At 43.2% G+C, this 13,859-nt stretch carries 7 protein-coding genes; 4 read left to right on the forward strand and 3 right to left on the reverse strand.

Annotated elements, in window-relative coordinates; translation table 11 throughout:
* Positions 1–78: 78 nt before the first annotated feature.
* Positions 79–1,752 carry a bifunctional 3,4-dihydroxy-2-butanone-4-phosphate synthase/GTP cyclohydrolase II gene (ribBA, locus tag FD723_RS28755; RefSeq protein ID WP_179068393.1) on the reverse strand — a complete coding sequence of 558 codons (1,674 nt, stop codon included), beginning with the start codon at positions 1,750–1,752 and terminating at the stop codon, positions 79–81.
* Between the two features lie 339 nt (positions 1,753–2,091).
* On the opposite strand from ribBA, the gene argC reads away from it, so the two are divergent.
* Positions 2,092–3,150 carry an N-acetyl-gamma-glutamyl-phosphate reductase gene (gene argC, locus FD723_RS28760; RefSeq protein WP_179068394.1) on the forward strand — a complete coding sequence of 353 codons (1,059 nt, stop codon included), beginning with the start codon at positions 2,092–2,094 and terminating at the stop codon, positions 3,148–3,150.
* A gap of 97 nt (positions 3,151–3,247) precedes the next feature.
* Here the strand turns inward: argC and eno are convergent, their stop codons facing one another.
* Positions 3,248–4,537 carry a phosphopyruvate hydratase gene (gene eno / locus FD723_RS28765; RefSeq protein WP_179068395.1) on the reverse strand — a complete coding sequence of 430 codons (1,290 nt, stop codon included), beginning with the start codon at positions 4,535–4,537 and terminating at the stop codon, positions 3,248–3,250.
* A 269-nt stretch (positions 4,538–4,806) separates the two neighbouring features.
* On the opposite strand from eno, the gene gloA reads away from it, so the two are divergent.
* A complete protein-coding gene (gene gloA, locus FD723_RS28770; protein WP_179068396.1) occupies positions 4,807–5,241 on the forward strand; it encodes a lactoylglutathione lyase in 435 nt (144 codons plus the stop codon).
* Between the two features lie 230 nt (positions 5,242–5,471).
* Here the strand turns inward: gloA and FD723_RS28775 are convergent, their stop codons facing one another.
* On the reverse strand, positions 5,472–5,699 hold the full coding sequence (locus FD723_RS28775; protein WP_179068397.1) for a hypothetical protein: 228 nt from the start codon (positions 5,697–5,699) through the stop codon (positions 5,472–5,474).
* A gap of 121 nt (positions 5,700–5,820) precedes the next feature.
* On the opposite strand from FD723_RS28775, the gene clpB reads away from it, so the two are divergent.
* Both clpB and hpsA read left to right on the forward strand, forming a co-directional pair.
* The gene (clpB, locus tag FD723_RS28780; RefSeq protein WP_179068398.1) at positions 5,821–8,463 is read left to right on the forward strand and encodes an ATP-dependent chaperone ClpB; all 2,643 of its coding nucleotides are present in this window, start codon (positions 5,821–5,823) and stop codon (positions 8,461–8,463) included.
* 776 nt (positions 8,464–9,239) lie between these two features.
* Positions 9,240–13,832: a hormogonium polysaccharide biosynthesis protein HpsA gene (hpsA, locus tag FD723_RS28785; RefSeq protein ID WP_179068399.1), complete on the forward strand. Its 4,593-nt coding sequence runs from the start codon at positions 9,240–9,242 to the stop codon at positions 13,830–13,832.
* Positions 13,833–13,859: the final 27 nt, after the last annotated feature.

Consider the following 13,859-nt stretch of genomic DNA (forward strand, 5'->3'; position numbering starts at 1 on the left):
AAAGTTCAGGGGGAAGGTAGGACTGACGCACAGGAGACCCTACAACCCCCGTAAAAAGTTAGCTCTTAGGGGCTGTGGCTATTTGCTAAAGCTGTAAATTTGCTGTGTCTCCAAGCGATCGCTAATCGATGAAGGCAGTGTACCATCGGTGAATATCTGCCGATCTAGTTGGACTTGTAAATTACTCAAAGGATCGCAACCAGAAGAAATCAGAAATTCTAGTTTCTGGATGTATGGCAAAGTAGCAAGGTTATCCAGAATTTGAAAGACTGCCTGTACATAAGGATGCCCATCTTGGCGATACCAATCACAGCTAGCAACTTTTGGCTGATCTAAACCCAAGTGTACTGTTAAAGATGGCTCGTCAAATATAGCGATCGCTAAGGGACGCGCTTCTTCTTGCAACAATAAATCATTACTTCTCGCTAAGTGTCGCAGTTTTTCTAAGCGTTCATACCGTTCCGTCACAGCTTCCGGGTCATCTTGCCAGTGGATTGCTACTGTTACTAAATAAGTTTGTAACAGCATGTGACCCAGCTTTTTCGCCTTTGTCGCCAGATAATAGGAATTGTACTCGGTTGCCTCAATTAACAATGGCAAGCGATCAACTACTTCCAACCCATAGCCCTTGACTCCAGCAATTTTACGGGGATTATTGGTAATCAGACGAATCTTTTTTATGCCTAAGTCCATGAGCATTTGTGCCCCCATCCCGTAGTCTCGTAAGTCAGCAGGAAATCCCAAACGCTCATTTGCTTCTACTGTATCCAATCCCATATCTTGCAACGAGTAGGCTTTCAGCTTGTTAATCAAGCCGATTCCCCGCCCTTCTTGGCGTAGGTATACAACTACACCTTGACCAGCAGCCTCAATCATTTTCAGTGCAGCTTGTAATTGCATCCGACAATCGCAACGCAAAGAACCCAAAGCATCACCAGTTAAGCATTCTGAGTGCATTCGCACCATCACAGGCTCATCTTTGAAATTAGCTGGATCGCCCTTGACAATTGCCACGTGTTCTGTATTATCCAGAGTATGGCGGTAGGCGTAAATTTCAAACTGGCCGAATTGACTAGGCAGCTTGGTAATCACCTCACGATACACTAAGCGATCGTGCTGTAGGCGATAACTGATTAAATCCGCAATACTAATAATTTTTAAATTGTGACGTTTAGCATATTCAACTAATTGCTGTAACCGCGCCATTGAACCATCGGGGTTTTGAATTTCACAAATTACCCCGGCTGGGTATAGCCCTGCTAGTCGAGATAAATCTACAGCCGCTTCCGTATGTCCTGCGCGTTTGAGTACGCCTCCAGCCTTAGCCCGAATGGGAAAAATATGACCAGGGCGACGTAAATCGGTGGGTTTTGTGGCTGGATTGAGAGTAACCTGGATAGTGCGGGCGCGGTCTTCGGCTGAGATGCCTGTGCTTACGCCTAATTCTGGCCCGGCATCAATACTGACAGTGAAGGCAGTTTGGTTAGTATCTGTAATGTTGCTTACCATCAAAGGTAAGTCTAGCTCGTCTAGGCGATCGCCTGTCATTGCCAAACAAATCAGTCCTCTCGCTTCCACCGCCATGAAATTAATCGTGTCGGGTGTGGCAAATTGGGCAGCACAAATCAAGTCGCCTTCGTTTTCTCTATTTTCATCATCTACCACTACAATGACGCGACCAGCTTTTAGGTCTGCTAAGGCGGCATCAATCGAATCAAATTTAAAAGCTTGGGTAGTATTAGGCTGTGACACAGAAAGATTTCCAGCTATAAACGTAAATTTTTTTTACAATTTCTCCTTTTAGATTGTAGCTCCTTTATAAGGCAGAGAAGTAGACTAGCAATAATTTGATTGATCGCGTGACAAGAATTTATGTCATTAAAAGTAGGGAATCAAGTGAAGCGACAGTAAAGGATGAGGAGGATGAGGGGCAATACTGCTCGGATAAGCAGGGGAGGCAAAACTCTTCCCCTGCTTCCCCTGCTCCCTCATCTCCCCGTTTGGGGCGTTTTGTACGCTGGGCGGTCTAGTCGCTGATATTGTTGATAGCTGAGAACGAATTAACTATTCATGGGATAAGGATTTCAGATCATGGGCAAATTTAGACGCGTACCCGTTGGGATTGTTGGCGCGTCGGGCTATGGCGGAGTACAGTTAGTACGATTACTGATGGATCATCCAGAAGTTGAACTGGTTTATTTAGGTGGTGAGAGTAGTATCGGGAAATCCTTCGGGGATCTCTACCCGCATCTAGCTCATGCAACTAACCTGCTAATAGAGGCTGTAGAACCAGAAATAATTGCTCACCGCTGTGAAGTAGTTTTCCTGTCTTTACCAAATGGTCTGGCTTGCCAAATCGCGCCGAAACTGTTGGAAAAAGGATGTAAAGTTATAGATTTGAGTGCAGACTATCGGTTTAGTAATTTGACAACTTATACAAATTGGTATGGCATTGAGAGAAGCGATCGCACAATTGCAGCGACAGCAGTTTATGGATTACCAGAACTTTATCGCGATCGCATTGCCGAAGCTCAACTTGTTGGCTGTCCTGGTTCCTATCCTACTGCCAGTCTCCTTGCACTTTCGCCACTCTTAAAGCAAGGTTTAATCGTACCAGAAACAGCTATTATCGATGCCAAGTCCGGCACATCTAGCAGTGGACGACAGCCTCAAACCAACTTATTACTAGCTGAAGCAGACAACTCAATCGCAGCTTTCAACGTCGGTCGTCACCGTCATACCCCAGAAATTGAGCAAATTTGCAGTGACTTAGCTGGTCACGAACTCATGATCCAATTTACACCGCACTTGATCCCAATGGTACGCGGGATTTTGGCAACTGTATATGCTAAAATGAGCGATCCTGGTCTAGTGCGAGATGACTTAATCACAATTTTCTCAGCCTTCTACCGTAACTCTCCTTGGGTAAAAGTCTGTGGTAGCGGTATTTACCCCCAAACCAAATGGGCTAATGGCAGCAATCTTTGTTATATCGGTGTAGAAGTTGACCCGCGCACAGGTCGCGTAATTGTCATGTCAGCAATTGACAATCTAATTAAAGGACAGGCGGGCCAAGCTATTCAGTGTCTAAACCTGATGATGGGCTGGGATGAAACCTTGGGGTTGCCCAAGCTTGGTTTCTATCCCTAAATCAGTTAAAAGCGGAAATCAATTAGGAGTGAATGAGTGATTAGTTTAGTTATGAATTAAAAAATTTTAACTCCAAACTCCTAACTCCTAACTCTCTCTACTTCGGCCCTAAACCCACAGCACCAGCATAAACGGCGCGATCGCCTAATTCATCTTCAATTCGCAGCAAGCGATTATATTTTGCTACGCGTTCGCTGCGACAGAGGGAACCTGTTTTGATTTGACCAGCACGGGTTGCTACAGCTAAATCAGCGATCGTTGTGTCTTCGGTTTCACCAGAACGATGGCTAATTACTGAACGGATACTATTACGAGTTGCTAAATCAATCGTTTCTAAGGTTTCGGTAAGTGAACCAATTTGATTGAGTTTAATCAAAATGGCATTAGCAGCTTTTTCCTGGATGCCTCTTTGTAAGCGGGTGGCATTGGTAACAAACAAGTCATCCCCTACCAATTGCACCCGCGAACCTAACTTCTGGGTGAGTAATTGCCAACTTTGCCAATCTTCTTCGTGCAAGCCATCTTCAATTGACACAATTGGATATTGATCAACAAGTTGTCCCAAATAATCAATAAACTCAGCCGGGGCGTGAGGTTTACCATCGTAAACATACTGTCCATTCTTGTAAAATTCGCTAGCCGCTACATCCAAGGCTAAAGCGACTTCTTCCCCTGGCTTATAACCAGCTTTCTTAATGGCAGCAACCAACAATTCCAAAGCCACCTGATTAGACTCTAAATTAGGGGCAAAACCGCCTTCATCACCCACACCAGTAAGCAAACCCTTTTCATCTAATACCTGACTAAGAGTAGCAAACACCTCTGCACCCCAGCGCAATGCTTCCCGAAAGGAAGTTGCACCAATTGGCACAATCATAAATTCTTGAAAATCCACGTTATTTGACGCGTGTGCGCCACCGTTAATCACGTTCATCAATGGCACTGGTAGCAAATTCGCTAAAGGGCTACCCAAATAGCGATATAGAGGAATTTCTAGAGACTCAGCACCAGCTTTAGCAGCTGCTAAAGAAACCCCCAAAATCGCATTAGCCCCCAAATTAGATTTGTTGGCAGAACCATCGATCGCAATCATTGTGCGGTCTAGCAGTTCTTGGTTGAGGACATCCAAGCCTAACAATTGCGGTGCAAGTGCTTCTTTGACGTTTTGTACTGCCTTGAGTACACCTTTGCCCCCATAACGGCTTTTATCGCCATCACGCAGTTCGTGGGCTTCAAAAGTGCCAGTGGAGGCGCCACTGGGAACCTGCGCCAGTCCGACAACACCGTTGGCTAAATGTACTTCGGCTTCAATTGTCGGTCTACCGCGTGAATCAAGAATTTCACGGGCTGCGATCGCCTCAATGGCAGTATCTAGAAATTTACTCATCTGTACTTTATCCTTTATTCGAGTGTGTTACGCATCCAGTCCAGTTGCCTAACCCAATCGTTAGCATAGGCGGTTAAGAGGCTTTCTTGGCTGAGATTAAAGAAGATTTCCATTATAGGCATAGGGAGTAATGCCAAGAATAGGTAATTGTTTATCCTGTCCTTTAGGCTTTTAATTCTTTCTGTGACGGCATTTTTACCTTAAGACTTTGAGCTAGGTAAAATGTTGGCAGAGAATAACACTAAATCAATTACAGAGAAAAGGTCAATATGCGATTACTACACACAATGCTGCGGGTGGGCAATCTTGAAGAGTCCTTAAAGTTCTACTGTGAAGTTCTAGGAATGAAACTGCTGCGCCGAAAAGATTATCCAGGAGGAGAATTTACCCTCGCCTTTGTTGGCTACGGTGATGAAAGTAACGAGGCAGTGATCGAACTAACGTACAACTGGGGAGTGGAAAAGTACGAATTGGGTAATGCTTACGGTCACATTGCCCTTGGTGTTGATGACATTTACGCTACGTGTGACGAAATCCGCAGTCAGGGTGGTAAAGTCGTGCGTGAACCAGGGGCAATGAAACATGGTTCGACAGTAATTGCTTTTGTGGAAGATCCAGATGGATATAAAATTGAACTGATTCAACTGGGAACTCAAGGGTCAGCAGTCAAACAGGAATCACAAGAGCAACTTGTGAGTCAGTAATTCTTATAAGGTATAAAGGATTTCCAAAAAAAATTATCCGCTAGGGTGGAATATCACTTACCAAGCTGGATTTAGATCCCTGACTCTTGAAGAAGTCGGGGATCTGGGAGCAAGTTTTGCTTAAGAGATATATTAAAAAGTTGAACCAGACGCGGCAAGATTGATTATTCCCGCCCACTGTCGTCTCATGCCAAAACCTCGAAGCGCGAGACTTCCCCTTTTTTGGCGGTTTAGGGGATCTCTTCTGCGTAAATCCTATTAGTATTACCTCCATACTGTCGTTGATGAGTAACACTAATCGCGTAAGCGTAGCCCATCGTAGACATCCCTCCAATCACAACACCATCTGCCAAAGTCCACTCATAACAGTATTTTCGTTTTAAATTAGGAAATAGGTAATCGATTAAACTATCACCAATTACCAATCTAAAATTGCCACCGGAGATACACGCGGACATACGCTGAGAATGTTTGGATAATTAGGGACTGGGAACCAGGAAAAGATTTTTCCAATCCCCAATCCCCAATCCCCAATCCCAAATCCCTAAACTAAAAAATTCAAATTTCAAAATTCTAAAGATGCAACCTACAGATCCGAATAAATTTACTGATAAAGCCTGGGAAGCAATTGTTAAATCTCAGGATATAGTCCGTGCTTATCAACAACAGCAACTAGATGTTGAACATTTAATTATTGCCCTGTTAGAAGAACCCACTAGTCTAGCAATACGCATCCTGGCGCGATCTGAGGTCGATCCAATCCGCTTGCAACAGCAGCTAGAAGCCTTTACCCAACGTCAGCCCAAAGTTGGTAAAAGCGATCAGCTTTACCTTAGCCGCAATTTGGATATTTTACTAGACCGAGCCGAGGAAGCTAGAGTTAGGATGAAAGATTCCTACATTTCCGTGGAACATATACTATTAGCCTTTGCTGAAGACGATCGCATTGGACGAAAGATCCTCAAAGGCTTTAGTGCTGATGCCGCTAAACTAGAAGCTACTATCAAAGCCGTTCGCGGTAGCCAAAAGGTGACAGATCAAAGCCCAGAATCCCGCTATGAAGCTTTACAAAAATTTGGCAGAGATTTGACAGAACAGGCAAAAGCGGGAAAACTCGACCCGGTGATTGGGCGGGATGACGAAATTCGACGGGTAATTCAAGTCTTGTCTCGTCGTAGCAAAAATAACCCCGTATTGATTGGTGAACCTGGGGTAGGTAAAACTGCGATCGCAGAAGCTTTGGCACAAAGAATGGTAAACGGCGACGTTCCCGAATCGCTAAAAAACCGCCAACTCATCTCTTTAGATATGGGTAGTTTGATTGCTGGAGCCAAATATCGGGGTGAATTTGAAGACCGTCTAAAATCTGTTCTCCGGGAAGTTACGGAATCTAACGGTCAAATCGTCCTATTTATTGACGAACTGCATACCGTAGTCGGTACAGGTTCCAACCAACAAGGGGCAATGGATGCCGGAAATCTGCTCAAACCAATGCTGGCGCGGGGAGAACTGCGTTGCATTGGCGCTACTACCCTCGATGAGTTCCGCAAACACATAGAAAAAGATGCCGCCCTAGAACGCCGCTTTCAGCAAGTATTTGTCGATCAGCCAACCGTAGAAAATACTATTTCCATTCTGCGAGGATTGAAAGAACGCTATGAAGTGCATCACAACGTCAAAATTTCTGATTCGGCTTTAGTAGCAGCAGCAACCCTGTCAGCGCGTTATATTAGCGATCGCTTCTTACCAGATAAAGCCATTGATTTAGTAGATGAAGCAGCAGCCCAATTGAAAATGGAGATTACCTCCAAACCAGCCGAATTGGAAACCATCGATCGCCGCCTCATGCAGTTAGAAATGGAAAAGCTGTCATTAGCTGGCGAAGAAAAGGGTACTCCCCAAACTAAAGAACGTTTAGAACGAATTGAGCAAGAAATCGCCAATTTAACGGAAAAACAGCTGACATTTAACGAGCAATGGCAAGGTGAAAAGCAGATACTTGAGGCTATCAGCGCCTTAAAGAAAGAAGAAGATGCGCTGCGAGTGCAAATCGAACAGGCGGAACGTGCTTATGATTTGAATAAAGCTGCCCAACTGAAGTATGGCAAATTAGAAGGAGTACAACGCGATCGCGAAGCCAAAGAAGCGAGCCTTTTAGAAATTCAAAACCAAGGTTCCACGTTACTGCGAGAACAAGTCACCGAAGCCGATATTGCCGAAATCGTCGCCAAATGGACAGGAATCCCCGTTAATCGCCTGTTGGAATCGGAACGGCAAAAATTACTGCAACTAGAAAGTCATTTGCATCAACGAGTCATTGGACAAGAAGAGGCTGTAGAAGCAGTAGCCGCCGCAATTCGTCGTGCCCGTGCGGGGATGAAAGATCCCTCTCGTCCTATTGGTTCATTTTTGTTCATGGGCCCCACAGGTGTGGGTAAAACCGAACTCGCCCGCGCATTAGCTCAGTTTCTCTTTGATTCTGATGATGCCTTGGTGCGCTTAGATATGTCTGAGTATATGGAAAAACACTCAGTTTCTCGGTTAGTGGGTGCGCCTCCGGGATATGTAGGCTATGAGGAAGGTGGTCAACTTTCCGAGGCGGTTCGCCGCCGTCCTTACTCAGTAGTGCTGCTAGATGAAGTGGAAAAAGCGCACCCCGATGTATTCAATATTTTGTTACAGGTGCTAGATGATGGAAGAGTTACAGACTCTCAAGGAAGGACAGTAGATTTTCGTAACACTGTCATTGTCATGACCAGTAATATTGGTAGCGAACATATTTTGGATATATCTGGTGATGATTCCAAGTATGAAACAATGCGGATTAGGGTAATGGAAGCCTTGCGATCGCATTTCCGCCCCGAATTTCTCACCCGCCTTGATGATATTATTCTCTTCCATGCCCTCAGTCGCACGGAAATGCGGCATATCATCCGTATTCAACTCAAACGAGTAGAAAATCTCCTCCGCGAGCAAAAAATCTTCTTTGAGATATCCCAATCAGCTTGCGATCACCTTGTTGAATCAGGTTATGACCCAGTTTATGGTGCGCGTCCACTCAAACGCGCAATTCAGCGAGAAGTAGAAAACCCCCTCGCCACCAAGTTATTGGAGAATACTTTTATCTCTGGAGACACGATTCTCATTGACAAAAATGAAAACGGTCTGTCTTTTAGTAAAAAAGTGCTGGTGAAGGTGTCAGTACCACAGATTGCTACATAGCATCTGGCAAATTCAATGAGAGACATTTTTCTTTAATGTCAACTTACATTGAATCAGTGGTTAAGCTGTTGGACGTTTAATCTGCATATTGCCTGGAATTAAAACTCTTGTGGGGTGGGCATTTTGCCATTAGTGTCAACTTAAGGTTAAAACCCAATACAGTTCAGTTAAGCATCTTTTTTCTCTTTCTTCTCTTCCTTCGCGTCCTTCTCTGACGAGATGCTGCGCTAATGCGTCCTTAGCGGTTCGTTAAAAAAATTGACTTTGATAAAGGGTTTTAGCGTTAACTGAACCGTATTGCTTTATAAATGACCTCTTCATAAAAACAATGTGAACAGCAAAATTCCCGCCTTCTCTAAGAAGAAGTCGGGAATTTTCGCTTAACATCTGATTATTTTGCAATAACTGATATTTTTCTTTTAACAGATGGGTATTATAAGTCTACTCTGCTAACAACATCTTCATAAATTTGCCTTCAAATAAAATACATTTCCGCAATTTTACTGTGACGTTATGCTCTTATTCTTGACCGGACTTGAATTAAATAATTCTGAAAAAATCAGTGTTTACCGGATAAAATCAACAATTCATTAATGATATAACTTTAAACAAATTCTCTTTTGTAATAGCTACTTAATTTGGAATTTCGTAAAACCAGATGCAGTAGTTACATAAATATAGCCTCATCTTATGTCTGTATAAATACTTGACAGGCATAAACGAAAATATCAAAAAAATAGAAAACTCACTAAAGACCACTTGACAGGGAAGCAGCTATGTCTCGAAAACGTCAGCTAGTCAAGGCAATTCAAAAAACCTTCAAACAAATTAGCAAGCAGTTTTTATCTGCAATTAACAAGCAAATTATTTGGCTCTTGCGTGCTATTTTCGGCACTCGAAGAAAACGCGGCTCAGAGAATGCTGGGTTTTTGTTGCCGACAGTGGCAATGGTGTTAATAGTAGTCGTCTTGTTGACCACTGTTATTTTGTTTCGGTCTTTTGAACGCTCCAAAAATGCTAGTAATGTCCGGGTGAATGAAGCTGTACTTAACGCTGCATCACCTGCCCTTGACAGAGCTAGAGCCAAATTAGACAAGCTATTTGATGACCGTCGGCTCCCACGAGCTACACCTTCAGATACAGCTTTAGAGAGTGCCTTCAAAAATTATTTGAATGAATATACTTTTGGGGATGAAACTCAACTAAATCTGAATTATACCGGTCAAACAGCACTACCAACTTCATGGATGTACCCGATTGATACAGATAACAATGGGAAATTTGACACCTATACTCTTTATGGAATTTATTTCCGAAATCCGCCTATAACTAACGGCGCATATAGTCGTGCTAGAAATCCTCTAGAGGCCAGAACTCCGCCCATGACCTCTGGTAGTATAAGCAACGGTTGTCAAGATACTTTGGGAACCAGTGCTACTTTGGTGGGGAGTACGGGCTGGTTTAATATTGCTAGTAAACTCAAAAAAAGCTTTTTTGTTTACACTGCTAATGTTCCTATCACTAACCCACCTACGACTGATTACGAAGCTTTCAAAGGTAATAAAGGTTTTTCAGCTTTAGAGTATCAACAAGATCGCGTACAACTACCCCTAGTTAACAATGCGGTGGTTTATGAAGATGATATAGAACTTACCCCTGGTCCTGCATTTAACCTCAATGGACGGATCTTGACTAATAGTAACTTCCTGACTGGTAGCGGCTTTCAAACTGTTACACTTTATCAGGTTAGTAGTAAAAATTCCTGTTTTTACGATCAAGACAATTCCAAAATTATTGTCGGTGGCAATTTAGCAGCAGGTGGTTTCACAGATAGTGGTGATTTAAGTAACAGTGCTGGAGTTCATTTATTCCAAGGGCAAGGATCTGATCCTAATACCAGTTATGGTGTTAAAGATAACAAATCAGTTGCCGGAGTACCGACTAATATTGCCTACAATAGTTCCGCTTATGTACAGCGCATCAATCTATTAGTGCAAGCGCAGGCATCTTACGATGCATCTACTGACCCCCAGGAAGTCAAAGATGGCATTACACAGCAACTAAAAGTATTAAATCTAACCACTTCAACTGCCTCTACAGCACAACAAGCTAGTATCCGTAATAACCAGCTAGGACTCTACTTTAAAAAACGTACCCGCCGTGTACCCTATAATGAAATTCCTTCTGGTACAGATGCGGCAGGAACTTATAATATTACTGATAATAAACCCCTACAAGGAAGTGGTGACTCACTGCGTCCACCAGACACTTGGGTTTATCCCTTTGATCCTAGTGATGGTAAAACTAATACTAATTATGCCAAATTAACGCTCAAACTTAATAGTTCTGATAGTACTAAGCTTTTACCTAGCGCTACAGAGACAACTAAGCAGCAACAATTAGGTAAAGAACAATACGTTGGCGATCGCGTTTTGCTTGGTAATAATCTACCTGCATTGTGGTGGAACGGAACGACATTTATTGGTTCAGACAGCACAGATACCCAAAATATTACAGGTATTGTCTGGGACGACGGAACTGGAACTCGCAATCGTCGCAGTCGTGTACAGCAACTAGCTGATTTAGGAACTGTTGACCGAGATGGAGACTGGGAATCAGCAGCTTCTAAAGTACCAACTACTCCCCAAGATCCTGTAGGCGGCTTACGGGTAATCACTGGTGCAGGGATTTATTTGCCTAAAGATTACACTGTTAGTAGTAGCCAAGCTGATTTGAACACAGCGGCAGCAGCTACAAATAGAATTTGGTCAGATATGATGCCTGTACCTAATAGTATTGGTATCAATGCGAATAAATCAATCCAAGATACCCAAAATAGCAATATAGTATTACCCAATACTACTTATACACCCTATCTACGGATGCGAGCTACAGCAGTTTATCACTACCAAGCGAGTGGTTACGTTGCGGCAACCCCTACACCTATAGCTTGTATAAGTAGCTTCTACGATCCCACTAATAGCACTACAGCTAAGAACCTGAATAGTCTTCCATCTGCGACAGGTTTTTTCTATGACAAAGCCACAGGTGGTAAATCCCATAATGGTATTGTCTACGCAGCTCCAACAAAGGGGGTTTCTGACTATTCAGATTTACTAAACTACCAAGCTAGTTTAAGGTATCCCAATGGGCGGTTGGTAAATGAAGTACTCAGCACCGCTTTATCAAAAGCAGCTGCTTCTCGGACACTCTCAGAGCAGTCTGCTATTGATGCTGCTATCTGTGCCATCCAAATATTAGACGGTACTATCGGCGATCCAAGTAATACCGTTATCCCTCACGGTGCAATTTACGAAACTGCTTTTTTAGATGGAAGGCAGATTAAGGCAATTCATAAAGACGCGACAACGGCACTTGGTGTAAATACGTTTACCAATCCTGATGGTGTAAATGGAGATGGAACTGGGATAGTAGGAACCTTGACGACTTCACCCTACGAACTCGCCAAAGAAACCCGCCAACCTCTGGAAATTCGCACCACTGTATTAGACATTAGTAAGTTGCGAACAACAACTTATGGCACTGCAACAACACAAGAATACTTAATCCCCAATAGTGGTATTGTTTACGCCACACGGGATGATGCACTTTTAGATTTGAGTGCTGCTTCTGGCATTACATCAACAGACACGGATACACAAAAACAGAACAAAAAAGATACTCAAAAATCAAGTAGCCCTGTAGACTTTATACTTGACCCAACTCGCCGTCCTAACGGCATCATGTTAATCAATGGCGATCCACTCTGGCGTGTTCAAGCTTACAGAGATGCAGAAAAAGGCTTGATTTTAGCCTCTAACTTGCCTGTATATATTCAAGGTGACTTTAATAAACATACCGGAGAAGAATTTAACACAGCTCTAGCTAGTGATTTGAGCAATTTCTACTCTCGCACTGCATCAGACCGTAATAAAAACTTTGCTTGTCGTACTGGTGATGCTAGACTACCAAACTGTACCACTGGGGACGCATGGCGACCTGCCAGCGTGTTGTCAGATGCCATTACACTTCTTTCTAACAACTTTCAAAGGGGCTACCGGAGTGATGGAGACTATGACCTAAATAATAATTTAGGGGATACTAATTCCATTACCGCATTTCAGAAAAATGGGTTTGCTTTTATCAATAGTAGTAATGCTGTAGTTACTACTAACAATAGTAATACCATCAATGCTGCCTGGTATGGTACTGACGGTTTGCCCAAAGACCTTGATACTACTACTACTGGTACTCAAGGTAGCTCTTATCTTAATAACTTTGTTACACCCATCCAACGAAGGAAAAATGCCCCAGAATATTTAATGGAGGTCTGTCCGAAACTACCTGTTTCAGCTTGCGATCCAGGTACTGATTGGTACGTAACAGTACCTGCTGATGGTGGTCTAAAAGCTTCTGATATTCCTAATGATGGTACTGTAAGTTTTTCTCTTGCTACCCATTTAGCAGGTACAACAGCACAATCACAATCACCGACTGGTTCTAATTCTAAATATCTAGGCTATCCTCGGCGTGTTGCCTTTCTCCGTAATGCATCTGGAGTGCTTACGGTTGATGCTAATAGTAAACCAACCATTATAGGTATCAAAGGCGGGAAAATAACTCAATTTCCATTAGCTAGTTTTGATTCTACTAATAGACCAGATTCCCAAAATAATGCTCTATGGTTCCGAACAACTACTGCTAATGACGATACTAAACCGCCAAAGTTTACTCTAGGCTCAGGTACAAGCGATCAACCAGCTTTATCGCCGGTTTTACAAATTCAAGTGGCTTTTGGCACTGATGAAACTACATCACCAACATCAAGTAGCAGAATAGGCCCTAGTAATACACAAGATAGTAACTGGCTGCAACAGGCCACAGCTACCACCTTTAATTTAGCCGCAGCAGGGGCAGACACCCCGGCTCGTCCGACAGAAGATAATGGTGGTTTACACAACTTTGTCCGCTTACTGGAAAATTGGAACCCAACTAGCGATTTAAATGCAGCTATTGCAGCTAAAATTAACGGCTCTTTTATCCAAAGAGGCCGCAGCGTCTATGCTACTGCACCATTTGTAGCATTCTTAAATACTTCATCTAGCGCAGTATATCCGATCGCTAACTCTAGTGGTCTAGTACCTTTTTATCTAGCTCCTAAACGGCAGTGGGGTTATGATGTCGCCTTGCTGTCGCAATCACCAGATGCATTTTCGCAAAAATTAGCGATAACGCCAGATGACAAACCCAATGAATACTTCCGAGAAGTTGGCCGAGATGATACCTGGGTGCAAACCTTATTATGTGCCACAAAAGCCTCAGATAGTAGTTACGCCGTCGATGCCGATCAACGTCCTAGCTGTAGTTAATCTTTAATTTCTAGAAACTGGTTAGTA

Source organism: Nostoc sp. C052 (genome assembly GCF_013393905.1).
Taxonomy (GTDB): Bacteria; Cyanobacteriota; Cyanobacteriia; order Cyanobacteriales; family Nostocaceae; genus Nostoc.